The sequence below is a fragment of the Geminocystis sp. M7585_C2015_104 genome (assembly GCA_015295805.1).
Lineage (GTDB): Bacteria > Cyanobacteriota > Cyanobacteriia > Cyanobacteriales > Cyanobacteriaceae > DVEF01.
In genome coordinates, this window is the sequence record DVEF01000088.1 from 1 (window position 1) to 24,313 (window position 24,313).

Here is a 24,313-nt window from a genome sequence, read left to right on the forward strand (position 1 = left end):
GCAGGGATTATACTTCCCAATGGCAGTATGTATTTGGAATCGACATGGGGAAAATAATGAGCTTACCTAATAATGACAGTAGATACACAGATTTGACGTCGTGGGGGGAGGTGAGGATTTCATTTTACTGCTAAATACCAGGGATTCGGGGTTATTTCCATTACTTATTCGCTGACAAAAGGCTGTCTATCAGGAAGAATAACGATAACGATAATAGGCTGCACAAGCGCCTTCGGAGGAGACCATTGGCGCGCCTAGGGGATTTTCCGGAGTGCATTTTAATCCAAATGCTTCACATTGATATGGTTTTTTTATTCCTTGCAAAATTTCGCCTCCAATGCAAGGATTATCATCCCAATGGGGTTCAATTTCAGGAGATATGCCAAACTTTAATATACAGTCAAATGAGGCATAATCTTTCCTCAGTTTCAAACCACTGTTGGGAATTATTCCTATACCCCGCCAGTTATAATCACTTGTTTCAAACACCTCTTCTACTATTTTTTTTGCCAGGATATTTCCCTCTTTTTTCACGCATCTTCTGTACTGATTTTCCACCCTATAAGTTTTATTTTCCAGTTGCTGGATACACATGTAAATCCCCTGTATAATATCCAGAGGCTCAAAACCAGTCACGACTATTGGGATTTTATATTCATGACATATAGACTCGTATTCATGATAACCCCTGACAGTACAAACGTGTCCTGCCGCTAAAAAACCCTGAATTTTACACTGGGGGGAAGATAAAATTGCCCTCATGGCCGGTGGCACTAAAACATGAGAAACTAGAAGAGAAAAATTGGTTATCCCCTGTCTTTTTGCCTGATATACAGTCATGGCGGTGGTGGGGGCGGTAGTTTCAAATCCTACAGCTAAAAATACGACCTCCCTATGAGGGTTTTCCCTGGCAATTTTAAGACTGTCTAGAGGGGAATAAAGAATACGAATATCCCCCCCTTTCCCCTTGACAGAAAGCAAATCCGTTTTACTCCCTGGCACTCTTAACATATCACCAAAGGAGCATAAAATCACATTTTCCTGGGAGGCTATTGACACGGCTATGTCTATTATGCGAACATCAGTTACACATACGGGACAACCAGGACCGTGTATTAACGAGATTTCGGGGGGCAGCAGCTGATCTAATCCGTATTTTAGGATAGAATGAGTTTGTCCTCCACAAACCTCCATAATTTGCCATGGTTGAGTAATAATTTCCTGGATAGCCTGGCGATATTTTTCTACTAGGGTATTCTGACGATATTCGTCTACAAATCTCATTGGCTTACCCGTTTTTTTGTTATAGTTTTTGCTTATCCTATAAACAAGTAGGGACACTACTAAGTATAATGGAGGAACATGGAGAGGGAAAAAAATTTTATTCTCAACTGCCCCTTGCCTATAGATAAATACACACATGTTTTAATGGCCCACGGTGGAGGGGGCAAGTTAATGCATCAGTTAATTGAGCAACTTTTTTTGGCCAGTTTTCCCCCGCCAAATTCAGTGACTCATGATTCTGTAACCTTAAATTTTAACGGAAAGAAGATGGCCTTCACCACCGATTCCTACGTGGTAAATCCCCTTTTTTTTCCAGGAGGGGATATTGGATTGATGGCAGTATATGGCACAGTTAATGATTTGGCAATGGTGGGGGCTAAACCTTTATACTTGAGTTTGGGTCTTATAATAGAAGAGGGATTATCCATTGATACTCTATGGAAAATAGTAAAATCCATTAAGCAGGCGGCGGAAATTTGTCAAGTGAGTATCGTGACAGGAGACACCAAGGTAGTAGAAAAAGGCAAGGGAGACGGGATATTTATAAATACCAGTGGCGTGGGAATTATTGAACACAATTTAGAGATAAATCCCCTGGCAATTCAGGAAGAGGATGTGATTATTTTGAGTGGGGATATTGGTAGACATGGAATTGCCATCATGGCGGTAAGGGAAGCATTAGAATTTGAAACCAGTATCGAAAGTGATTGCGCGCCCCTGCATTATACTGTTTTAGAGCTCATCAAGGAGGGTATAGAAATCCACTGTTTGCGCGACTTAACAAGAGGTGGGTTGGCTTCTGCTTTGAATGAAATAGCCATAGCCGGTAAATGGGAAATGACTATAGAAGAAGACTCTATCATAGTAACAGAAGAAGTAAAAGGCGCCTGTGAGATTCTAGGATTTGATGCTTTATATGTAGCCAATGAGGGGAGATTTGTTGTGTTTACCCCAGAAAAATTTGCTGAGAAAACTCTGTCCATATTGCAAAAAGAAAACCCCCACGCTAGGATTATTGGGAGGGTGAAAAAGGCTCACAGGGGGGTAGTGGTTTTAAATACGGTTATGGGAAGTAAAAGAGTCATTGATATGCTCTCAGGAGAACAATTGCCGAGAATCTGTTAAAATGCTATAGTGCCGATTATGGTACTTAAAAAATCCTAGAAGGAGACTTAGTCACCGTTGCCTAGTTTTAAAACCAGCCGGGTATTTATTTTACTCTGCCTTTCTCAAAACACCTTTTCCTGCCCTTATCGTCATAATAACAGGGGAGACTAGTTTGAACATAATCCTGTAATTCGTGGTTTGGCGGCTGATAGGGGGGCATGTCGTCGACAAAAGCAGCCACGCAAATACCAACGCCGATTATACCCTATTTGTTATGTAATCAATAAATTCCTATAACACTTACTTAACATAAGTTAACACGCACCCGGTAATTGTAATTTTTTGTTTCAACGAACCCTAAACACAACACTGATTTTGTTAGGGAGAATAAGAAGGAAAATGATTGCACTATAGAGTCAGCCTAGAGAGAGGAAAAACAAAAAATTTTCCGGGGATGTTTCCCAGCCTGTGGAAAGGGAAACAAAGAGGAGGGACTGTGGAAATATCCCCCATAAAAGCTATAGAATGGAAAAGATAGTTAGAACTCCACAACTATGAGCAATAATGAGTTAAAAGCCTTGGCAAAAGAGGTAAAAACCCAATTTACCATCCTGGGCAGCATTGTGGCAGTTTTCTGGTTTGTGCACATTATCAATGCCACTTTTTTTAACTACCGTCTCAATTATTATGGCATCTCCCCCAGAAATTTAACAGGATTAAGGGGTGTGGTTTTCGCACCATTTTTACACGGAGATTATTTTCATCTTCTTGCCAACACTACCCCCTTTCTGATACTAGGTTTTTTATGCATGCTAAGGGAGACTAGCGACTTCTTTGTTGTGAGTCTATTGTCCATGCTAACTAGTGGTTTGGGGGTTTGGCTTTTTTCGCCAAGATATTCTATCACAGTAGGGGCAAGTGGCGTTATTTTCGGCTACCTTGGCTTTCTGCTGTTTAGGGGTTTATTCAAAAAAAACATTCCTTCCATTGCTGTGTCTTTAATGGTATTTTTCCTCTACGGTAGCATGATTTGGGGGGTACTACCCTCTTCCCCCTATATATCTTGGCAAGGGCATTTTTTCGGCTTCCTCGGTGGTGTATTAGCCGCCAAATTACTTCCTAGCAAATAACTGTTTTTGATTAAAATGTTTACGGGATTAATACAGGCAAAAGGCACAATAAAATTACTGGGAAACAATCTCTACCAGGTAGCAGTGGAGGAAGACAAGAGGGAAACTATCACTGCCGATTTAGCAATAGGGGATAGTGTTGCAGTAGATGGAATTTGTCTAACAGTGGAAGAGATAACCACCACTGGCTTTACTGCCACCGCCTCCCCTGAAACCCTAAAACGCACCACCCTAAGTCAAACTAGCATGAGAGGCAAGATTGTCAATCTAGAAACCTCCTTAAGAGTCGGGAGTAAGATTGGTGGACATTTTGTCAGTGGACACGTAGACGGTATTGGCAGTTTAGCACAATCTGTCAAAAAACAGCAATCCTGGGAGATGACTTTTACACCCCCCACCAGTCTACAAAAACAGTGGCAAACACACATTGCCCCCTATATAGTTTTCAAGGGGAGTATCGCTGTCAATGGCATTAGTCTCACTATAGCCGACTGTGACGAAGGAGGCAGTTGGTTTACTGTGGCAGTAATACCTCACACCTACTTTCAAACTAATCTTTCCCTTCTGCAACCTGGTGACTGGGTAAATTTAGAAACAGACATCCTGGCCAAGTATGTAAGTAGATTTCTCCGTCATTGCCCCCAACAGGATTCCCCTATCTCCACTGACATCACCCGGGAATTCTTGTTAGAAAATGGTTATATTAACTCCCTTTTTTAACTCTCAATGTCTTTTCCGCCAAACCCGCTGATTTCTTGTATTCTAACCCACCATCTCTTGGAAAATAATCCTCATAATTTTCCCGCAACAAGCTAGAATTACAGAGAGCAAGGGGAAAGTTTTAAGAAATATTAAATGCCTATTGATTTTTGTGGTTTTAAAGGAGTATAATGAGGCGGTGAGGAGATACAAGAAAAGGGAAAAATCATAGGAGGAAAAAGAAAAAAGGGGGGAGAGGGGAAAATAACAGGAGCAGGAGGAGAAAGGGGAGGTGGAAATAACAAGAAAAGCTCACATTTGGCCGGGAGGAGACTGCCTAGACACCGGGAATAGTGTAAAATATATCTACGCCACCTCAGGAGGAAACAGACAAGGCCGGGAGGGGTAAAACAAAACAATATTGCCCATCAAGACAAGACCAGACATTTCCGACTATTGTGCAATAGGATAACCAGTAGCAATATGCAAAGTCAAGAGCTGATGAGAAAATACTGTGCCAAAGAAGAAGCTATAACCTTTCAAGGACAACCCTGGTTAACAAAAGAAAGAGATGCCTGTGGTGTGGGGTTGATAGCCTATCTGGAAAACCGTCAATCCCATGAACTGGTAGAGAAGGCACTAAAAGCCCTACAATGCATGGAACACAGAGGGGCCTGCGGTGCAGACAGGGACACCGGCGATGGCTCAGGCATCATGACGGGCATCCCCGTGGACATATTTAAGCCCTGGTTTGCAGAAAACAATGTGGAAATGCCCCCCGTAGGAAAATGGGCAGTGGGAATGGTGTTTCTGCCTCGGGATGAGGAAAGGGCGGCAGAAGGGCGCCAATATGTGGAAGAAATGGTAGCTAGGGAAAAACTTATCACCCTGGGGTGGCGAAAAGTTCCCATAAACCCCGAAGTGTTGGGAAAACAAGCTAAATCCACCCTCCCCAAAATCGAACAGATTATAGTCACCTCCCCGGATGGCAGCCAAGGAGATGAACTGGAAAAACGCCTGTATATAGCAAGATCTCGTGTAGGCAAGAGACTAACTGACGACTTCTACATCTGCTCCTTCTCCAGCCGCACTATCGTATATAAGGGGCTAGTAAGGGGAGAGGTATTAGGAAAATTCTACCAAGACCTGAGCAACCCTGCCTACACCAGCCGCTGGGCAGTATTCCACCGCCGCTTCAGCACTAACACAGTGCCCAAATGGCCCTTCGCTCAACCCATGCGTCTGATAGGCCATAACGGCGAAATTAACACCCTTTTGGGGAATATCAACTGGATGAAGGTACGAGAGGCCAACATGGAATTGCCCGGCTGGACAGAGGAGGAATTGGAAGGCACTACCCCCATCGTCAATACCCTCAACAGCGACTCCTATAACCTGGATAGTACCCTGGAACTACTGGTGAGAACGGGGCGTAGTATTCCAGAGGCCCTCATGATCCTCATCCCGGAGGCCTACCAAAACCAGCCGGAACTGGAAAAATACCCCGAAATAGTAGACTTCTACGAGTACTATAGCGGTTTGATGGAAGCCTGGGATGGCCCCGCCTTACTGGCCTTCAGCGAAGGGAAAACAGTTGGAGCCTGTTTGGACCGCAACGGACTACGGCCTGCCCGCTATGCTATCACCCGCGACGGCTGTGTGGTGGTGGCCTCAGAAGCCGGAGTTGTACCCCTGCCCGAGGCAGAAATCATCGAAAAGGGTAAACTGGGTCCCGGGCAAATGATTGTAGTAGACTTGGAAAACAATGTATTACTAAAAAACTGGGAAATAAAACAAAAAATAGCAGCAGCAAAACCCTACGGCCAATGGCTGAAACAATATCGTCGTCGTTTGTCCCTATCCCCTTTCACCCCCACCCAGTCCAGACGGGCGGAAGAGGAACTAGTGCGCCTCCAAACCTCCTTTGGCTACAGTGCCGAAGATTTAGAAATGATTATCATCCCCATGGCGTTGGAAGGAAAAGAGCCTACCTTCTGTATGGGAGATGATATACCCCTGGCAGTATTGTCAGATAAACCTCGTCTTTTGTACGACTACTTCAAGCAACGCTTCGCTCAGGTGACAAATCCGGCTATTGACCCCCTGCGGGAAAGTCTAGTAATGTCGTTGGAAATGCATCTGGGATCCAGGGGGAATCTATTAGACGTTCAGCCAGAAAGTGCCCACACCCTCGTTATACCATCCCCTGTATTGTCTGATGCTGACCTGGAGGCGTTAAAACAACAGTCGGAATTCCCCTGTAAACAATTGTCCACCCTTTTCCCCATCGCCGATGGTCCTGAGGGCTTCAAAGCCTCCCTGGCAAGACTGGGTGAAGAAGCTACAAGGGCAGTAGAAGAAGGCTATCAAATTCTCATCCTCAGTGACAGGGTGGGACAAATCGGCACTGAGTACTCCTATATACCACCCCTGTTGGCAGTAGGGGCAGTCCACCACCACCTCATCAGAGAGGGATTACGTCTTAAAACCTCCCTCATAGTAGATACCGCCCAGTGTTGGAGCACCCACCACTTTGCCTGTCTCATCGGCTATGGGGCATCGGCCGTATGCCCCTATCTCACCTGGGAAACTATCGCCGCCTGGTGGCATGACGGCAAAACCCGGAAACTCATGGAAAATGGGAAAATCGAGGCCATCAGCGAGGTGGAGGCCTTCCAACGCTACCGCAAGGCAGTAGAGGCAGGCTTACTGAAAATCCTCTCGAAAATGGGCATCTCCCTCCTCTCCTCCTACCATGGAGCGCAGATTTTTGAGTGTATTGGATTAGGCCCTGATGTGATAGACTTGGCCTTTGAAGGCACCACTAGCCGTGTGGGGGGCCTAAGTCTGGCAGAAGTGGCCAACGAGGTTATCTCCTTCCACCAAAGGGCTTTCCCTGAATTACAAGCCAAAAAGCTAGAAAACTACGGCTATATCAACTACAAAAAAGGCGGCGAATACCACATGAATTCCCCCGAAATGGCCAAACTGCTACACGAGGCAGTGAGGGCCTATGGCACTCAGAAGGGCTATGACCATTATGAATGGTATCGTCGCTATCTAGAAGAGCGCCCCGCTACCGCCCTCCGGGATTTGTTGGAGTTCAAGTCTGACAGGCAACCTATCCCCCTAGAAGAGGTGGAACCGATAGAAAACATTCTCCCCCGCTTCTGCACCGGCGGCATGTCTCTGGGGGCATTGAGTCAAGAAGCCCATGAGACCCTGGCCATCGCTATGAATCGCATCGGTGGTAAGTCTAACTCCGGCGAGGGGGGAGAAGACCCTAAACGCTACCATATAATCAACGATGTGGATGAAAATGGCTATAGCCCCTCTTTTCCCCACCTAAAAGGACTTAAAAACGGCGACTGTGCCTCCTCCGCCATCAAACAAATAGCCTCCGGCCGTTTCGGTGTAACCCCAGAATACCTCATTAATGCTGAACAGCTGGAAATCAAAATAGCCCAAGGGGCAAAACCAGGGGAAGGTGGCCAGTTACCGGGCAAGAAGGTAAGCGAGTATATCGCTATGTTACGACGCTCTAAACCCGGTGTCACCCTCATCTCCCCCCCACCCCACCACGACATCTACTCCATCGAAGACTTGGCCCAACTCATCTACGATTTACACCAAATTAACCCCACCGCCAAGGTATCCGTCAAACTGGTAGCCTCCGTAGGAATTGGCACTATCGCCGCCGGGGTGGCCAAAGCCAACGCCGATATCATCCAAATCTCCGGTCATGACGGCGGCACAGGCGCATCCCCCCTCAGCTCCATCAAACATGCCGGCAGCCCCTGGGAATTGGGTCTAACTGAAGTACATCGTACTCTCATTGAAAACCAACTGAGGGACCGGGTAATCCTGCGAGTAGATGGGGGATTGCGTACTGGTTGGGATGTGGTTATGGCCGCCCTCATGGGAGCCGAAGAATACGGCTTTGGCAGCATCGCCATGATCGCCGAGGGCTGTATTATGGCAAGGGTGTGTCATACTAATCAGTGTCCAGTAGGGGTGGCAACCCAGGAGGAACGTCTTCGTAAGCGCTTCCCAGGCGTGCCCCAGGATGTTGTCAATTTCTTCTACCTCATCGCCGAGGAAATACGTTCTATCTTGGCCAAGTTGGGGTATCGTAGTCTCGATGAAATAATAGGTCGTGCAGACCTACTTCAGTACCGTCAATCGGTGAAACTGGCCAAAACTTCCTCCCTCAATCTGGACTGCCTACTCCAGCTGCCAGATGTGAAGCACCAGCGCGAGTGGTTAAATCATGGCCCAGCCCACAGTAATGGTCATGTATTAGACGATGATATACTTGCCGACGCCGACATCCAAGATGCCATCGAAAATCACGGCACTGTCACTAAGCATATTAAGATTGTAAATACAGACCGCTCTGTGGGGGCAAGAATAGCCGGTGTCATCGCCCGCAAATACGGAGATACTGGCTTTTTGGGTAACATACAGTTGAGGTTCAAAGGTACTGCGGGGCAGAGTTTCGGCGCCTTCAACATCCAGGGAGTACACCTGTATCTGGAAGGGGAAGCCAATGACTATGTGGGCAAGGGCATGAATGGTGGCGAGATTGTCATTGTGCCCCCCGCCGAAGCCACCATAGCCCCCGAAGACAACGTCATCCTCGGTAATACCTGTCTCTATGGTGCTACCGGTGGCTGTCTCTATGCCAATGGCCGTGCTGGTGAACGTTTTGCTGTCCGTAATTCCAAGGCTACAGCCGTAATCGAGGGAGCCGGCGATCACTGTTGTGAATACATGACTGGTGGCGTGGTGGTGGTTTTAGGCTCTGTAGGACGGAATGTAGGGGCAGGTATGACAGGGGGCTTGGCATACTTCCTGGATGAAGAGGGCAATTTCCCCGCCTTCGTAAACCCCGAAATCGTCAAAATCCAGCGGATTTGCACCCCCGCCGCCGAGGCCCAATTAAAACAATTAATTGCTAATCACGTTCAAAAGACTGGCAGCAGAAAGGGTAAATTGATTCTAGATAATTGGGATGAGTATCTGCCAAGATTCTGGCAGGTGTATCCGCCATCCGAGGCCGATAGCCCTGAGGTTAAGCCTCAAAAACAACTGACTGTTGTCTAGTTTTTCCTTCAAGCTGGGTTACTTTTACCCGGTGATCCAGCTTTTTTTTTATTTAAAAATGTGGAATAATTCTGCCTTATTCATGTTAGCCGACCCAGAGAATTGACCATGATTTCGAGAGATAAAGTTTAGGGAATAAGTGAGGGGAAATTTATAATTGGGGAAGCAGAGAAACCTCCCTGTCTAAAGCCTCCTTTAAGGCAGCAGTAAGACGAATACTAGTCTGGCGAGGAGTGTCTGCTAAGTAGTAACTCACCCTCAAACCCCTGCCTACCCTCACCCACACCCGACAACCACGACGGGGAATGGCCTCACTATACCTGATGGCAACGGGTAGTATTTTTAAGTCCACCTCTGGATAATTCATAGCCACCTCCGCCGCCACCTTCCCCAATCCCCTTTTTAAAGGTTGTACTTCGGATGTACGGAAAATGCCACCCTCTGGGAAAATTACTACCATCTCCCCCCTTGTCAGCAACTCATAGGTGTGGGTAAGACTACTTAATTCCGGACGCTCTGTATTTACAGGAAATCCCCCCAGACGCCGAATAAACCACCCCTGTATCCCCTTCATCTCATTAGCAGACACCATAAAGTGGGGATCTCTTCCACTTACTAGTCTTCCAGTGGCATATGGTACTATTAAAGCATCCCAACGAGAGCGATGGGTAGGCGCCACAATAACTGCCCCCTCTTTGGGTACATTTTCTTTTCCTTCTACTACAATCTCCTTGAAGAAAAAAGGAAAAACAAGCCCTCTTATCAGGGGATAGGCAATCCTTACCAGCCACGGTGACACCCGTGAGGTTAATGGTGACTTGTCTTGACTCCCTTGGACTGTTTCTGTAACCATCTTAACAGGCCTCAACAAAACCTCCTATTCCCAGTGAAAACCATTTGTCCCTCTTTTTGCCACCTGATTAGGACACTTTTGCCACTGTTACAGGAAAGTGTCACCCCCCATACCACCTTCAATGGTTAATCCTCTGTAAATAACTTTGGTAGGTGTTTTGTAACAACATGGCTACAGTCATAGGACCAACTCCCCCGGGTACAGGTGTAATATAACTTGCTACCTCCTTTACCTCGTCAAAGGCTACATCACCTACCAAACGCCCATCAACCCGATTAATACCCACATCGATGACTACAGCACCAGGTTTTACCATCTCGGCAGTGATTAATCCCGGTTTGCCTACCGCCGCCACTAGAATATCCGCCTCCCTTGTCACCGCCGCCAAATCCGCTGTGCGAGAATGGGCAATAGTCACAGTGGCATTTTTTTCCAACAACATCAAGGCTAACGGCTTGCCTACCAAAATGCTTCTGCCTACCACCACTGCCCTTTTCCCCTCTATTGGTATATCATATTCCCGCAACAATTCCATCACACCAGCTGGGGTACAACTCCTTATCCCCCTCTCCCCTCGCACTAGTTTGCCCAAATTGACTGGATGTAGACCGTCAGCGTCCTTGTCCGGGGTGATATTATGTAATAGGGCTACTGCGTCTAAATGGTTTGGCAAAGGTAATTGTACCAGAATGCCATCTACTCGCTCATCTTCATTTAACTGTCGGATAACGGCAATCAATTTTTCTTGAGAGGTTTCTGTGGGAAAATGTTTGCCGAAAGACACCATCCCCACCCCCTGGCAAGCCCTTTCTTTATTCCTCACATACACCGCACTAGCCGGGTTGTCCCCTACCATTAATACTGCTAAACCTGGGGGCCTTTTTTTCTTTTCTATTTGGCTTTGAATCTCCTCCCGTAGGCTGCTTTCAATCTTTTTGGCTAAACCCTTTCCATCTAAAATCTTGGCTGTCATGTTACTATTATTGGTTGAACTGTCTGCAAAAATACACTGTCAAAAAATTATAGGGTTAATTAGGAACAAATTCCATGACATACAATTGATTTTTATGAATAGTCTTTACGCCAGCCTCCTCTCTTTTTCTTTAGTAACCGCCACTGGCTGTCACCCAGTCAATGGGGGATTAGTCACACCCGTCTTTTCCATACAGGAAATAAAACAGCAGGAAAACCTAAACCAGTTGGTGACCATAGAGGGTAAAATAGTCAAAACCGTACCCCTATTAAACTCTCAAGCCTATCAAATCCAAGACAACAGTAGCAGCATCTGGGTGGTAGTGGGCAACAAACTGCAATTTAACCCCGGCCAAACCGTAAGACTCCAGGGCATTTTAAAATACCAAAATATTACCGTTGAAGGGGATGACTGGGGTGAATTCTATCTAGAAATGCCGGATGATTCCCTCATCCTCCCTGGCAAAAAATAAGCCCCTCCCGCACCCCCCCTTTATGGCGGGGTTGCCACATCACAACATACCCCCCTTACCCCTTACATTTTACATTCCTCATTTACATTTTTTAACTTTTTTCATTTCATTTCGAGGGGGACTTTGCTTTGCTATAATGGGGGGGGACGGCAGGAGGCGTGACTGCCAGGGGGTAGGAACGATAAAACAAGTCAGGAACAAAATACTGTGGAACAGATGAATGAGAGTTTTAGCCTAGCGGCGTCCTATACTATTGAATTTAATTAGCAAAAAAACTAGATAGAGGGGAGTGAGAGCTACGGGCAATGTGCCCCACCCCCCCCCTACACATTGGGGATTGACTGGGGATTAACTGGGACTGCCTCCAATACGGCCATAGTCAGCGGCGAAGCCGGAAAGAGGGGCAGCCCTTAGATTTTCATAGTACTCAGTATTGTTAACATCCAAACCTATTTCCCTTGCGGCACGGCTCAACAGGGATTGCTGACGGTTCCTCACCATTCTATCATGACGCAGCATCAGGGCACGGGCCTTTTGATTGGTGTTCATACCTTCCCCCTCCTTTCTTCTTTTCCCTTCTGTCCTCATTATAGTAAACTTCTGTATAAATTGCTACATTTTTATAGAATTTAACATATCCTTAACAGTACCCCTAACCCTTGACACATTTGCTTAGTTGGTGCTAGGATGGGGGAGAGTGGGGGGCAGGCAAAGGGACTGCCGAGACACTTGGGCTGGGTGCTTTCTTATAAGGAAAGATTTTCAACATGAGGGAAGAGGAGAAGGGTGGTGGGCACTTCCTGATTAGCTGATAAAAGAAAAGAGAAGGGGGGAAAAGCCATATCCCCATCACTGCTGCCCTAAATCCCGACGGGCAGCCTCAGCGGCGGCAAAAACTTCCTCGTCGCTTTTGGTTGTCCAATGGTCGTCGGCGATTTCCTTGTAAAATTGTTCATCATAGGGTCTAGTGCGGACAACTACAGGCATAGGTACAGCATGACCGAGGACAAGGGCTTGTTGTTTAGAATCCAGTTTGGCCAAGACTGAGCGAAGACTGCTGGCGCCGGAAACACCAGTGAAGATGGCATCTATATCCTTCTCGTCGTTTAAAAGACAGGTAATCCTAGTGCCCATCTGCGACATTACCTCATTGTCTATGCCTGATGGTCTTTGGTCTACTACTAGCAATGTTACAAAATACTTACGCATTTCTCGGGCAATAGTGCCGAAGATGGTTTGATGGACTACCCTGGAGTCTAGGAAACGATGAGCCTCTTCTATGGTAATTACTAATTGTCGTGGACGGTCGACGGGGTTTTTAGAATGAAGGAATCTCTCTGCCTTTTTCACATACTCACTGTGGATGCGTCTTGTGATCATATTGGTTACAAGCATATAGGAAAGAAGACTGCCCTGGCTACCAAACTCAATGACCACATTTTTGCCGGCATCCAACAGGGCGAGGATTTCTTTGATATAATTGTAGGGACAGCTAGTGCGCATGTACTTAAGGGATTCTAGGCGTTTTAACTTCCTCTGCAAAGCCATAATTGAGCCATGGTGCCCCTGTCTTTCCCCACAGAATTCGGCTATCTCATCATTGGTCATATTTAGGAGGGTAACTATCCAGTCTTTCCCGAATTCACTGGCAAGGATATTGGCATTATCTAGACTAGCCTCCGACAACCCTAATTCCTTTGACACCAGACGCAAGTCTTCAATCTCTATTTGGTCGTAGCTTAGATATAATTCACGAGCATAGGGCACCCCGCGACGACGGGTGGATTCCACATCTAGGGTATATATTTCCACCCTGTCAGGGAACAATTGTTTCAAACCCTTAACAATAGAGGCTCCCTTGTCTTCACTGACGGCTTCCCATCCATATTCTGAGTGCATATCAAACATGAGATTTACTGCGGCATCTTTGCGAATAATACCGGAAATCAACAAGCGGGTGAGAAAGGACTTGCCAGTGCCAGACTTGCCGAAAATTCCGTTGCTTCTCTCTACAAAACGGTCTAAATCGATACAAACGGGCACATCCATGTCAAGGGGTTTGCCAATAGCAAAATTGCGTTTACCGGGCGAATCCTCCCAGCCAAAAACACAACGAAAATCCCTCTCTGTAGACTCATATACCTGACTGAAGTGACTGGGGATAGTTTTGACGGGCAACAGTTGTAAATCTTCTAGATTGGGTATGTTATCAAAGTCAATTCTTTCTCCCTCTCCTCCGGTGAGGACTAACATTAACATGGGGGTGATTTTAATGGTACCATAGGTGTCACTGCCCGCCAAAACTTCTAACCAAAAACTATCATCATGGGCGGGGGGGTGAGTAAAAATGCGGGGATTAGACGCCCCCAAGGATACATCCGTTAACAGACAAAAGAAGCGGGCGCGACTCCCCTGCACCACCAAAAACTTCCCCACCCGCATATCCTCCACAGAGACATCTGGATGCAATTTTACCTCTAAACCTTCACTCAACGAACCTTGAATAACTAAACCCAACGCCTGTGGCTGATTTTTTCCCATAGTTTTTCTGTTAATGACATCATACTGACCACTGGACCCCGTAGTGTTTGGATAATACACACTAGGGTCCAGGGAGGAAATATTAGGCTTTAAGGGCAAAAAGTCTTTCAATGACTTCTTCTACAACCTTATCAGGAGTGGAGGCGCCGGAGGTAATTCCCACTGTAATCTTCCCGGGAGGTAGCCAATTTTCTGTGATTTGCACTTCCTGGTGGAGGGGTTTATGTTCAATTCTGTTGGCAGAAAGGATACGACTGGCACCATCTATATGATAGGAGGGGACTTGTGCCCTCATGGCAATTTCCTGGAGGTGGGTGGTGTTGGAAGAGTTGAAGCCACCGATGACAATAACCAAGTCTAGTTTCTCCTTCACCAATTCATTCATGGCATCTTGTCTTTCTTGGGTGGCATCGCAAATGGTGTTAAAACTCATAAAATGGTCATTAAGATTGGCAGGGCCATATTTCCTCATCATCGTTTGTTCAAATAGTTTGCCAATGGCCTCTGTCTCACTCTTCAACATGGTGGTTTGATTGGCAATACCCACCCTCACCAAGTCTAAATCAGGATCAAATCCCGGGGAAGAGGCTTTTCGGAATTTTTTTAAAAACTCCTCCTTGTCACCTCCATTGAGGATATAATTGCACACATACTGCGCCTCTTCTAGATTCAAGACTATCAGATATTTGCCTGCAAAGGAACTAGTGGCGATAGTCTCCTCGTGTTTGTATTTGCCATGGATAATAGAGGTATATTGCTTTTTCTTGTGTTTTTCCACAGAATTCCAGACTTTAGCCACCCACGGACAGGTAGTGTCTACAATGATACACCCCTTTTCGTTTAAAAGTTGCATCTCTTGGACAGAAGCCCCAAAAGCCGGTAGAATTACTACGTCTCCCTTTGTCACCACCGAGAAATCCTTTACCCCATCCTCCACGGGTATAAAATTAATATCCATCTCCCTCAGACGCTGGTTTACCGAGGGATTATGGATAATCTCATTAGTAATCCAAATCCTCTCGTTGGGGAAGTGAGTACGGGTTTCGTACGCCATAGCTACTGCCCTTTCCACCCCCCAACAAAAGCCAAAGGCTTGTGCCAAACGAATAGTTATATCCCCCCTGGTGATTTGATAACCATTTTCACGAATCTTTTGGATTAGACTGCTTTTATATTCCCCTTTTAAAGTCAGGGCAACTTCTTCCTGATGCCCGAATCCCCTGCGATAGTAGTTTTCCGATTTTTGTAAATTACGCTTGAAATTTTTAGTATCCATATCTAGTGATTGGTGGTATGATATGTAGCCTTTAAAATATCTTAATCCTTTTCTCCCCCCGGAAAGGGGGTAGGGTGAAGGATGTGGGGGTTAGGAGGTGGAGGTGTATGATTGTAAACTCGTATTGGTTTATCTTGTCTTTTGCCGGGGGCCCTTTATAAACAAACCCTGAAAAGGTATTGAGATTACCACTGGGTGTGGAAGAATTCTCCTCTTGGTTTGTCTATCCTCTCATAGGTGTGTGCCCCAAAATAATCCCTTTGCGCCTGGGTTAGATTTTGAGGTAGACGTTCTCTTCTGTAGCTATCGAAGTAATCAAGAGAAGCACTAAAAGCTGGAATAGGAATACCTAGATTATGAGCCAAAGCCACCACCTCTCGCCAAGCCTTTTGCCGTTGGAGGATGCTTTCTTTGAATTCGGGCGCCAGGAGGAGGTTAGGGAGGTTAGGGTTGTCAGTGAAGGCTCTTTTAATTTTATCCAGAAAACGGGCTCTAATGATACAACCCCCCTTCCAGATGCGGGCAATTTCCGATAGATTGATGTTGTATTCAAACTCCACTGACGCCTTGGCAATCAACGCCATCCCCTGGGCATAGGAGCATATCTTAGCACAGTATAGGGCATCTCGGAGCTTATTGATATATTCCGTCACATCCCCCTGAAATTGGCTTACCATCCCTTTCAATTCTCTACTGGCTGCCACTCTTTCTTCCTTGTAAGCCGACATCACTCTGGCGTTTACTGCCGCATATATAGTAGGGATAGGCACCCCCAACTCTAACGAGTTTATCACAGTCCAACGACCTGTGCCTTTTTGGCCAGCAGAATCCAGAATATAGTCAATCAGATAACCTCCTGTCACATCGTCTTTTTTGGCGAAGATATTAGCCGTTATTTCAATTAAAAAGGAGTTTAACTCTTCCGTCTCATTCCATTGGCTGAAAACTTCATGTAATTGCTGATTATCTAAGCCTAAGCCCGTTTTTAGCAAGTCATAAGCCTCGGCAATCAGCTGCATATCCCCGTATTCTATTCCATTATGCACCATTTTGACATAGTGGCCTGCACCACGGGGACCAACATAGGTTACACAAGGGCCATCATCCACCTGGGCGGCAATTTTAGTGAGGATTGGTTCCAATTCCTGGTATGCTGTATATGTGCCCCCTGGCATTAGGGAGGGGCCCTGTAGTGCACCTTCTTCGCCACCGCTTACACCCATCCCCACGAAACCCAAACCAGTGGCTTCTAATTCCCGGGTGCGTCTTTCGGTATCCTGGTAGAGAGAGTTACCCCCGTCGATAATCATATCCCCTTCTTGTAATAGGGGTTTTAATTGTTGGATAACCTCATCTACTGGCGCGCCCGCTTTTACCATTACTAGTATTTTACGAGGGCGTTCCAATAATTGCACAAATTCTTCTAGGCAGTAGGCGGCTTTGACATCCTTGCCTTGCGCCTTGGTAGCCATAAATTTTTCCGTTACGGCGGCAGTGCGGTTATACACGGCAATGGGGAATCCCTTACTTTCCACGTTTAAGGCTAGATTCTCCCCCATTACGCCCAACCCAATTACCCCAAAACTCCTTTTTGTCATAATTATTCCTCTTTACTAGTTACTAAAATGTCCATCCTCAGGGTAACTTGATTTTCTAGTTTTGAAGCATATTTTTTAATAATTTGTTGTGTTAATCTAGCAGAGTGATTTCAATGTCATGGTAGAATTCTGGTTGGTATAATTCCACCTTCGACTGAGACGACAGAAGCAGTAATGCCCAAAACACCCCCACTCTATCCTGCTTGCTGTCTCCCCTATGTTTTTGCCACTGTCTCACCAATTCCTCAAACAGAATCTTCCTTCTTCCCTGAGACTGCTTATAATCATTCAAGAAAACACTTATTTGGTGAGTCAATTCTGTTAGATTTTCCTCATGAGCCAACTTTTTAACTGTTTCTAGTGCTTCCTGACGGTTGTCTCCTTTTTTCGGTTTTCTGTCGGGGTTTGCCTTTATATTTTCTCCCTTTTCTGATATCTCCTTTTGGATGGCTTTCAGTTGGGCAATAAACTCTTGTAGGGTTACCTTTCGCCTTTGGGGCAGTAAAGGTGTTATCTTTCTTTTAATATATTTTTCTGCCTCTTGTAGTTCATAAAACGCTGTATTTCGTGATTTTTTTTCCTGGTTTTCTCCTGAGGTATTTTCCTCCCATTCTTGGCATTTATCCTCCTTTATTATGGCTATAGTTTCAGCTTTTAATAGGACTAATTTTGAAGCAAAGAGCATAACTTTAGCAGATTCTGCTAGGCCCAAGTCTAGATTTTCAGGGGAGATATTATGGTCATCAAATAATCCTAATTCCGTCAAGAATTCATCGATGATTTCTATAACTTTTACTTCCCAGGGGTTTATCTTTCCACTTTCAGCTAACTCTATGAGTCGAGTGAGAGTGTCTTGAATTCGAGCCAAAAAAGTAGTATTGGAATTCAGAGTCATAGTAAAGTCATAATGAGGGGGTGGAAAAGTGGCAAAAGTAGCTGCAAGTCTACCTCATGGTGACGGCTTATGGTTAAATATTAAGGGAATTGTTACAGGTAAAGCCAGAGTAGGAGTAAAGGAAGGATTTTCAGATGGATTTATCGAGAATTCCCCCACAACCAAAACCCGGGATTTTAAATGTCTTCATCGAAATCCCCGGAGGTAGCAAAAATAAATATGAATTCGACAAGCAATTAAATGCCTTCGTTTTAGATAGGGTATTATATTCTTCAGTAAGATACCCTTACGATTATGGTTTCGTACCTAATACTTTAGCAGACGATGGTGACCCCTTAGATGGGATGGTGATGATGGACGAATCTACCTTCCCAGGGTGTATAATTGCTGCTCGTCCTATTTGTATGTTAGAAATGATTGATAGCGGGGAGAGGGATGAGAAAATCCTATGTGTGCCGGCGGACGATCCCCGTTATAGTCATGTAAGATCCTTAAAAGACATTGCCCCTCACCGTCTGGAAGAAATAGCCGAATTTTTCCGCACATACAAGAATCTAGAGAAGAAAGAAACTCAAATACTAGGCTGGAAAGATATTGACCAAGTGGCGCCTCTAGTGGAAAAATGTATAAGGGCCTATAAACAGGCTTAACCAATGCTATAGTGGGTGGTGGGGGTGTTGGCATCGCCCTACTCCCCCCCCGATTTTAGTTTCTAGCTAGCCATTTTTGTCCGTTTAACCGTTTTAAGGTAAAAGAAACCATTAAGTCTAGGGTAGCCTTACGCTCATCTATCATAAACGATTCTAAGGTGCTAGGCTTTTCACCTCTAAGGCAACAAGAAAAAGCCTTTTGCCCATTAATATTTTCCTGTAAAAAGTATAGAGAAAAAACACGTCCCCCTAAATCCCCTACTACTTGCCAACACTCCGGGAAAGATTCATAGCCGACAACGGGTATTTTAGCCTTTTTGAATTCCAACTCTACTTCAGTTATACCCTGTTTAGCAATAGCAGTTTTCAAGGCGGGGATAAAATGTTCATTAATGAATTCTGTAAGGGGTTTATCTTCTACAGCGGGGGGTTTAGCCTTTTTGGCTGGTTTTTCTGCACCGGGTGTGGCTTTTGTTTCTTCTGTCATAGTCTCTAGCTATGGATTTCCAAGAGTACTGATAGCTAATATATCATCCTCTTTTCCCTCTTCCCACACTTTCAGCCACTCGTTTATAATTGTGTTTGGGTTTACAATGGGCCTTCCGACAATGAGTGTAAAAGTGGAAGACAGGAAGACAGAAGTCGACGAGTTAAGGACGGTTTTAGAATTAGCTACAGAAGAAGAGTTAAAACAGGTAACAGAAATTCTCTTTTCCCGTAGCCTCAATCCCCTGGATTATTTATATACTCCCTCCCCCATAGAAGTGCAAAGTCAGGGGTGGCAAAAGTGGTTGGATGCCATTGAGAAAAGATTTCGTTTTCTGGCGGCAGATGGTTTTACCGTGTTACGAGGACAAACAGATAAGGTAAAGTATAGGGATGTGTTAATCCAAGTGTGTCGTTACCTGCAAATCCCCTACAGTCGGCAAATGAATACCGTTGACATAGAGGCAGAGATATTTCTCCATCTTTTACAACAGACATGGGAAAAACTCCCCGCCAAGCAACAGTATTCACTGAAACAAAAAATTATCAAATTTCTTACAGAAAACCCCTCTCCCCAACCACTACCCTTGAGTATACAACATGACCCAGTTAAGATTCTCATGAGGGGAGGTGGTGTAGTAGCTATCAACTCCCTTCTGAAAAACTGGCTGCTAGGTATAATTGCCCAACAATTTGCGCTACATTTTGCAACATATCAGGCTGCCAAGAATGCCCTCATTAGGGGAGGAATAGCCGCCGCCAATCAAATCCAAAACTACTTCACCCTCCAGATGGCAAAAAGGGGAATGGCTATAGCTTCTGCCCGTTATACTGCTACTAGGAGTATTTTCGCCTTTTTGGGTCCTGCTTTATGGATTTACTTCTTTGCTGACTTGGGATGGCGCGCCATTGCCACCAATTATACTAGGATAATACCGGTAATATTCACCCTAGCACAAATTCGTCTCACTAGGAGTCCAGAATTTCAGATAGCCTAGGAAATATTTTTTTGCCTCCGGGGGTTTTTGTAACTCCTGCCACCATATTCCCCCCCAACTATTTTCTTCTGCCTATTGCCGCCGACTATGCCGGTTTCGCCGATTTTTAGTTTACCCACCCATGGTGCGACAAATGACAGTTTATAATAATGGCGTGGGTTATCCCCTGCTATTTTTTTAAAGGAAAGGCAATATTTGATTTACTAGAAGATTGTCCCTCTTGTAAACCCGTAAGATTTTATCATTACAAACCCCTACTCCCTACACCCTACCTTATAAATCCTACCTTCTACATCCCACTTTCTACATCCTACTACATCCTACTTCCTACATCCTACTCCTTACACCCTATTACATCCTACTCCCTGTGACGGTTAACGAATTGGCATATTAAAGGTTACTAATGGGGGTTAACTGTCTCATAATCATAATCAAAACCCCAGGTGAGAAATTGGGACTATGATGTATGGTTATTTAAGTTTTGGTTGCGGTTTTAGTTTCCTTTTAATTGTGGCTTTTTTTGTTTTGCAATGGTTTAATATCCCTGTGGGAAATTTTGTGGATTGGTTGATTGGTATTGCCATTTTCTGGTGGCTACTGGCGATTGTCACCATTCCCTGGAATATCTATTTTGACGCCCAGGATGTAATTGCGGAAGCCAATGTTTCTCGTCAGAAAAATATTAGTTTTGATGAGAAACAGTTAGAGTATGTACAAAAGGTGGCATCTTTCTCAATAGTTTTAGCAATCGTGCTACATTTACTCTCTGCTTTGGGATTATATTTGCTGGCAGCTTCAGGAGTTAGTGAGATAGGTTATCTAGCATCTGGGGCTACCTTATTGTTGACTTTTTTGCGTCCAGCAGTTCGAGGTTATCAGTATTTAGCTCAACGTTTACAAGCAATTCGCGAACAAATTACCCATCCCAGGGAAGATGTTTTAGAGTTAAGAAATCGTGTTTTGTTTCTCGAAAATCAACTCAAATCCCTAGTTGAAGAATTCAATTACAATAATGAGGATTCTTTGGTGTTTAAAAATGAGCAACGGTGGCAAGAAATAAGAAATAATTATAATCAGCTAATGGCAAAATTTGAGCATTTTCAGGCGTTAAATAAGCAGGAACATGAAAATATCATCATAGAAAGTAGAAAGGCAGTTGCCCAGTTATCAGAAGACAGCAAATTTTTAGAAAACGTCAGGGAGATTATACGCTTTTTCAAAGGGGCATAAAAACCCCCGCTTTAGTTTTCATTGTCTCCCTGTTTAGGAGAAAACCAACCACATGGCAACCCATAATGGGGTGGCATTACTAAGCCGGTTAATCGACTTATTTGATTATAGCCCCTCTCTAAACCAACTCTCCTGTGGTCGATTACATGGCGACTATTATATTTTCACACTAATTACCCAATCTGGGCTAGTGGGTGGGGCTACAATCACCCCTAGGAGGAATGGCAAACAAGGCAGTCACTGGTTATTCACCGGTTAAAGAGAGTGTTTAGACTGGTTAGACTAGTTAGACTGGCTTATAGTTAGATTGGTTAGACTAAATGGCGGCTAAAGGCAGCATTTATTATCAGTTATAACCACTTTTCGTAACCCCATCTGTATGGGTCAATTATTTGATATTGTAGGGGTTTATGATTTTAAAACTAACCCCACCCATATCCTAATCCCCACACAGCCTACAAAACTACGTTGAAGGCAACTCCCTCTAGCTGGAAAAAGTCAGAATAACTTTCCATTACATAATTCTTTTCACTCTCGTTGGTGAATAGGTAACTACCAGGCAATAATCGATTTTGAAAACGGTAGAGGGGAAAACCTTGACTATTGGCGGGGTATACATAAAAAGCAATTCCTTCTTCTGTAAAAACGGGATAATTTCTTTTAATAGAATTGGCTTCTTCTTCCCCCACAAAAAGATAAGTGCCCATGATATTATCATTGCGGAAACGATAAATTGGCATTAACCCATCCTGGGGAGTTAGACTAACATAAAACGCCAATCCCTCTAGTTGAAATTGAGGATAATTGCGGAGAATATTGTTAGCCTCATCTTCCCCCACAAACAAATAGCTGCCTAGATAGTCTCTATTTTGCAGCCGGTATATGGGAGTATTAAGGAGAGGTGGGAGAAGATGGGATGTGGGAGATGAGGGAGAATTGCTATTGGTGGGGGAAGAGGGGAGGGGGAGAAAATCGTTGTTGGCGGTGGGAGAATGGGGATTGCCACTGGGGGGAAGGGGAATATTTCCGTCATTGCCAGTGGTATTATCAGCAAAAGGAGAAGGGGGATTGTCATTAGTCATAGGAGAATTTAAGTTGTCACGGGGGGTTGGATTTAAATGGTTGTTGGGGTTGGGAGAATTATAAATGTTGGGAGGAGAAGAAGAGGGAATGGAGGCTTGGGATAGACTGGTATTATCTGAAGGGAGGTTGTTGAAATTGTTACTATTGAGAAACCCAGTAGCCAGAAGGGGATTATCAGTGGCTAAGTCTAATTTGATGTTGGTGTTGCCGATAGTAACCCAGGCTTTAACTATATCATCTTTCGGGTCTTGGTCCAAATTGCCGATAAAACTAACAAGATAGTCGCCGGGGGGAAGGAATAGAGAATAACCACCCGTTTGCCAACTAGTGGTTTCGTAGCGACTCCCTGTGGTTATATTTTTAGCAATGATTCTAATATTGCCAATTCCCTCGCCAATGGTATAAAAGTCATCATCTACCACGGAATCAGTGTAAATAACACCAGTAAGAAATGCACCATCTCCATCCTTGCGGCTATAGGCAAAATTCTGGGTAGTCACCACCGCATTGTAGTTAATCCTGTTAAAGGTAAAAACCCCCTGCAATGAGGCTATTCCCACCTCCCGAAACTCATCCCATAACATGGTGACTCGGTGACTGCGGTTGGGATAGTTATAATCCACAAATAGATTCACATAATTGTCAATGGCAAACTTAACATAGTCCATACTACCAGTTGTGCCTTTCCAAGCGATATTTTCGCCACTTCCCCAGGGAGGTATAAACTGATAGCCGGCCATTGCCATTCTTTGTTGGGAATTAGTACCATTTACCCCAGTGTGGCTAAAGACATCATTATCCAACATCCATTTACTGTGGAGGTAAGCGGCGTCTATGAGATAGGGATTAAAAGCGAGAGGCTGTTTGGGGGTGGGAGATATACACCATTGTGGTGATACTCCCTCATTTAGATTGCCTCCCAGAAGACGATTAGCTTCCTGTTGCGGATTGCTTCTGGCCCTATTTATTAATTCTAACATTAACTGATCTACCGGGGTGGGTTCCCTAAGTCCCATGGTTATTTCCCCTACTTCTAGTTACCCTATCCCCATCATACCCTTGTCTCATCACACCCATCCAACAGAATTACAGCTTAGTCGCCATGGACTTGATTTGGTTTCATTGGTATATACCCTCCACGGTGTTTTTAGACTGTCATATTATTTCCCTCACCGCCTTTCCACTAACTGTTAAGTAAACACTGTCAAACCACTGTTATTGCCACCAACCACACACAAATAAGTAATGTTAAACTTTTTTCAGCCTGGCATGATTCCCCCTTCTAGGTCCCAGGTTTCTCAGAAAAATTTAATTTTTTCCTCTGTTCTTTCTTCTTTTTTTTAAAACCTTGCATTTGGGACAACATTTCCGCTGCGAAACTGCCAGAGGCCTACTTCTAAAACTCCACCAAGCCGTGGGTTTACTGAGGAAATCGTCTGCTGCATTGCCGATTCCAATTTAACTTTCCCTATTTAATGTTTATTATTTTAAAAATTGTTTAAAATTTCTCCTGTTTCTACTTTTATATTCGACCAATATTTTCTCTATTTGTCTCCCATTTTACCCTTATATTTTTCCCCACTGAGGGGAAACACATTCCACAAAGGCAGTTTCAAAAGCCACAGGAGGAAAACAATAACAATTCTCCCCTCTCAACCGCTTAACTCTTCGAATCTAGCCCAACTGGCAGACAGTATTTCTCCAAGGCAATCCAACTAGGAAAAATGGTGGACTGTAACCGTGGCGGTGCGGCAGGAGTGGGGGATATTTTTAGAACCTCACATAATGAGAATATATACTGACATCTCCCAAATAGTTAGGGGCTTTAATAAAAAAGATTAGCATTAAATAGGACCGGGGAGGGGAAACCAGAAAGTCCTAATAACCAAAAGACCACCTCACCCCACTGACAAGCATAAGAGCAACAGGCAA

Annotated in this window: 20 protein-coding genes; 9 read left to right on the forward strand and 11 right to left on the reverse strand. The window is 44.7% G+C overall.

Going from position 1 to position 24,313, the window contains the following annotated elements; genetic code table 11:
- Positions 1-189: 189 nt before the first annotated feature.
- Complete coding sequence (gene hypD / locus IGQ44_10115; protein ID HIK38327.1) at positions 190-1,284, reverse strand: hydrogenase formation protein HypD; 1,095 nt, start codon at positions 1,282-1,284, stop codon at positions 190-192.
- Positions 1,285-1,362: 78 nt separating this feature from the next.
- Between hypD and hypE the strand changes: the two genes are divergently transcribed.
- Complete coding sequence (gene hypE, locus IGQ44_10120) at positions 1,363-2,409, forward strand: hydrogenase expression/formation protein HypE (protein HIK38328.1); 1,047 nt, start codon at positions 1,363-1,365, stop codon at positions 2,407-2,409.
- 85 nt (positions 2,410-2,494) lie between these two features.
- On the opposite strand, the gene IGQ44_10125 is transcribed toward hypE, so the two are convergent.
- Positions 2,495-2,632, reverse strand: coding sequence for a hypothetical protein (locus IGQ44_10125; GenBank protein ID HIK38329.1), 138 nt, complete (start codon positions 2,630-2,632; stop codon positions 2,495-2,497).
- Between the two features lie 313 nt (positions 2,633-2,945).
- On the opposite strand from IGQ44_10125, the gene IGQ44_10130 reads away from it, so the two are divergent.
- The 3 genes from IGQ44_10130 (at position 2,946) to gltB (ending at position 9,326) form a co-directional block, all read left to right on the forward strand.
- Complete coding sequence (locus IGQ44_10130; protein HIK38330.1) at positions 2,946-3,521, forward strand: rhomboid family intramembrane serine protease; 576 nt, start codon at positions 2,946-2,948, stop codon at positions 3,519-3,521.
- A gap of 15 nt (positions 3,522-3,536) precedes the next feature.
- The gene (ribE, locus tag IGQ44_10135; GenBank protein ID HIK38331.1) at positions 3,537-4,241 is read left to right on the forward strand and encodes a riboflavin synthase; all 705 of its coding nucleotides are present in this window, start codon (positions 3,537-3,539) and stop codon (positions 4,239-4,241) included.
- A gap of 462 nt (positions 4,242-4,703) precedes the next feature.
- Positions 4,704-9,326: a glutamate synthase large subunit gene (gltB, locus tag IGQ44_10140; GenBank protein ID HIK38332.1), complete on the forward strand. Its 4,623-nt coding sequence runs from the start codon at positions 4,704-4,706 to the stop codon at positions 9,324-9,326.
- Between the two features lie 151 nt (positions 9,327-9,477).
- On the opposite strand, the gene IGQ44_10145 is transcribed toward gltB, so the two are convergent.
- Entirely contained in the window at positions 9,478-10,179 is a 702-nt protein-coding gene (locus IGQ44_10145; GenBank protein ID HIK38333.1) for a 1-acyl-sn-glycerol-3-phosphate acyltransferase, read from the reverse strand.
- Positions 10,180-10,297: 118 nt separating this feature from the next.
- Positions 10,298-11,152: a bifunctional methylenetetrahydrofolate dehydrogenase/methenyltetrahydrofolate cyclohydrolase FolD gene (folD, locus tag IGQ44_10150; GenBank protein HIK38334.1), complete on the reverse strand. Its 855-nt coding sequence runs from the start codon at positions 11,150-11,152 to the stop codon at positions 10,298-10,300.
- Here folD and IGQ44_10155 point away from each other — a divergent pair.
- On the forward strand, positions 11,151-11,624 hold the full coding sequence (locus IGQ44_10155; GenBank protein HIK38335.1) for a hypothetical protein: 474 nt from the start codon (positions 11,151-11,153) through the stop codon (positions 11,622-11,624). The two genes, folD and IGQ44_10155, sit on opposite strands and share 2 nt — an antisense overlap.
- Positions 11,625-11,972: 348 nt before the next feature.
- Here the strand turns inward: IGQ44_10155 and IGQ44_10160 are convergent, their stop codons facing one another.
- From IGQ44_10160 to IGQ44_10180, 5 genes are all read right to left on the reverse strand, one after another.
- Complete coding sequence (locus tag IGQ44_10160) at positions 11,973-12,173, reverse strand: hypothetical protein (GenBank protein ID HIK38336.1); 201 nt, start codon at positions 12,171-12,173, stop codon at positions 11,973-11,975.
- 300 nt (positions 12,174-12,473) lie between these two features.
- Positions 12,474-14,165 carry a DUF87 domain-containing protein gene (locus IGQ44_10165; GenBank protein HIK38337.1) on the reverse strand — a complete coding sequence of 564 codons (1,692 nt, stop codon included), beginning with the start codon at positions 14,163-14,165 and terminating at the stop codon, positions 12,474-12,476.
- An 82-nt stretch (positions 14,166-14,247) separates the two neighbouring features.
- Complete coding sequence (locus IGQ44_10170; GenBank protein HIK38338.1) at positions 14,248-15,441, reverse strand: 4-hydroxy-3-methylbut-2-enyl diphosphate reductase; 1,194 nt, start codon at positions 15,439-15,441, stop codon at positions 14,248-14,250.
- 185 nt (positions 15,442-15,626) lie between these two features.
- A complete protein-coding gene (gnd, locus tag IGQ44_10175) occupies positions 15,627-17,039 on the reverse strand; it encodes a decarboxylating NADP(+)-dependent phosphogluconate dehydrogenase (GenBank protein ID HIK38339.1) in 1,413 nt (470 codons plus the stop codon).
- 91 nt (positions 17,040-17,130) lie between these two features.
- Positions 17,131-17,934 carry a segregation/condensation protein A gene (locus IGQ44_10180; GenBank protein ID HIK38340.1) on the reverse strand — a complete coding sequence of 268 codons (804 nt, stop codon included), beginning with the start codon at positions 17,932-17,934 and terminating at the stop codon, positions 17,131-17,133.
- 134 nt (positions 17,935-18,068) lie between these two features.
- On the opposite strand from IGQ44_10180, the gene IGQ44_10185 reads away from it, so the two are divergent.
- Positions 18,069-18,584 (forward strand): inorganic diphosphatase, encoded by a 516-nt coding sequence (locus IGQ44_10185; protein HIK38341.1) that lies wholly within the window; start codon positions 18,069-18,071, stop codon positions 18,582-18,584.
- Between the two features lie 55 nt (positions 18,585-18,639).
- Here IGQ44_10185 and IGQ44_10190 read toward each other — a convergent pair whose 3' ends face one another.
- Positions 18,640-19,071, reverse strand: coding sequence for a DUF2996 domain-containing protein (locus IGQ44_10190; GenBank protein HIK38342.1), 432 nt, complete (start codon positions 19,069-19,071; stop codon positions 18,640-18,642).
- Between the two features lie 121 nt (positions 19,072-19,192).
- On the opposite strand from IGQ44_10190, the gene IGQ44_10195 reads away from it, so the two are divergent.
- From IGQ44_10195 to IGQ44_10205, 3 genes are all read left to right on the forward strand, one after another.
- Positions 19,193-20,068, forward strand: coding sequence for a hypothetical protein (locus IGQ44_10195; protein ID HIK38343.1), 876 nt, complete (start codon positions 19,193-19,195; stop codon positions 20,066-20,068).
- 459 nt (positions 20,069-20,527) lie between these two features.
- Positions 20,528-21,298, forward strand: coding sequence for a hypothetical protein (locus tag IGQ44_10200; protein HIK38344.1), 771 nt, complete (start codon positions 20,528-20,530; stop codon positions 21,296-21,298).
- Between the two features lie 52 nt (positions 21,299-21,350).
- Positions 21,351-21,557 (forward strand): hypothetical protein, encoded by a 207-nt coding sequence (locus IGQ44_10205; GenBank protein ID HIK38345.1) that lies wholly within the window; start codon positions 21,351-21,353, stop codon positions 21,555-21,557.
- Between the two features lie 196 nt (positions 21,558-21,753).
- Here IGQ44_10205 and IGQ44_10210 read toward each other — a convergent pair whose 3' ends face one another.
- Positions 21,754-23,397: a hypothetical protein gene (locus tag IGQ44_10210; protein HIK38346.1), complete on the reverse strand. Its 1,644-nt coding sequence runs from the start codon at positions 23,395-23,397 to the stop codon at positions 21,754-21,756.
- Between the last annotated feature and the right edge of the window lie 916 nt (positions 23,398-24,313).

What these genes read in the sequence shown, in the direction of transcription:
- hypD (HIK38327.1), bottom strand. Translation starts at nt 1,284, where the DNA reads ATGAGATTTGTAGACGAATATCGTCAGAATACCCTAGTAGAAAAATAT.
- hypE (HIK38328.1), top strand. Translation starts at nt 1,363, where the DNA reads ATGGAGAGGGAAAAAAATTTTATTCTCAACTGCCCCTTGCCTATAGAT.
- IGQ44_10130 (HIK38330.1), top strand. Translation starts at nt 2,946, where the DNA reads ATGAGCAATAATGAGTTAAAAGCCTTGGCAAAAGAGGTAAAAACCCAA.
- ribE (HIK38331.1), top strand. Translation starts at nt 3,537, where the DNA reads ATGTTTACGGGATTAATACAGGCAAAAGGCACAATAAAATTACTGGGA.
- gltB (HIK38332.1), top strand. Translation starts at nt 4,704, where the DNA reads ATGCAAAGTCAAGAGCTGATGAGAAAATACTGTGCCAAAGAAGAAGCT.
- IGQ44_10145 (HIK38333.1), bottom strand. Translation starts at nt 10,179, where the DNA reads ATGGTTACAGAAACAGTCCAAGGGAGTCAAGACAAGTCACCATTAACC.
- IGQ44_10155 (HIK38335.1), top strand. Translation starts at nt 11,151, where the DNA reads ATGTTACTATTATTGGTTGAACTGTCTGCAAAAATACACTGTCAAAAA.
- folD (HIK38334.1), bottom strand. Translation starts at nt 11,152, where the DNA reads ATGACAGCCAAGATTTTAGATGGAAAGGGTTTAGCCAAAAAGATTGAA.
- IGQ44_10160 (HIK38336.1), bottom strand. Translation starts at nt 12,173, where the DNA reads ATGAACACCAATCAAAAGGCCCGTGCCCTGATGCTGCGTCATGATAGA.
- IGQ44_10165 (HIK38337.1), bottom strand. Translation starts at nt 14,165, where the DNA reads ATGGGAAAAAATCAGCCACAGGCGTTGGGTTTAGTTATTCAAGGTTCG.
- IGQ44_10170 (HIK38338.1), bottom strand. Translation starts at nt 15,441, where the DNA reads ATGGATACTAAAAATTTCAAGCGTAATTTACAAAAATCGGAAAACTAC.
- gnd (HIK38339.1), bottom strand. Translation starts at nt 17,039, where the DNA reads ATGACAAAAAGGAGTTTTGGGGTAATTGGGTTGGGCGTAATGGGGGAG.
- IGQ44_10180 (HIK38340.1), bottom strand. Translation starts at nt 17,934, where the DNA reads ATGACTCTGAATTCCAATACTACTTTTTTGGCTCGAATTCAAGACACT.
- IGQ44_10185 (HIK38341.1), top strand. Translation starts at nt 18,069, where the DNA reads ATGGATTTATCGAGAATTCCCCCACAACCAAAACCCGGGATTTTAAAT.
- IGQ44_10190 (HIK38342.1), bottom strand. Translation starts at nt 19,071, where the DNA reads ATGACAGAAGAAACAAAAGCCACACCCGGTGCAGAAAAACCAGCCAAA.
- IGQ44_10195 (HIK38343.1), top strand. Translation starts at nt 19,193, where the DNA reads ATGAGTGTAAAAGTGGAAGACAGGAAGACAGAAGTCGACGAGTTAAGG.
- IGQ44_10200 (HIK38344.1), top strand. Translation starts at nt 20,528, where the DNA reads ATGATGTATGGTTATTTAAGTTTTGGTTGCGGTTTTAGTTTCCTTTTA.
- IGQ44_10205 (HIK38345.1), top strand. Translation starts at nt 21,351, where the DNA reads ATGGCAACCCATAATGGGGTGGCATTACTAAGCCGGTTAATCGACTTA.
- IGQ44_10210 (HIK38346.1), bottom strand. Translation starts at nt 23,397, where the DNA reads ATGGGACTTAGGGAACCCACCCCGGTAGATCAGTTAATGTTAGAATTA.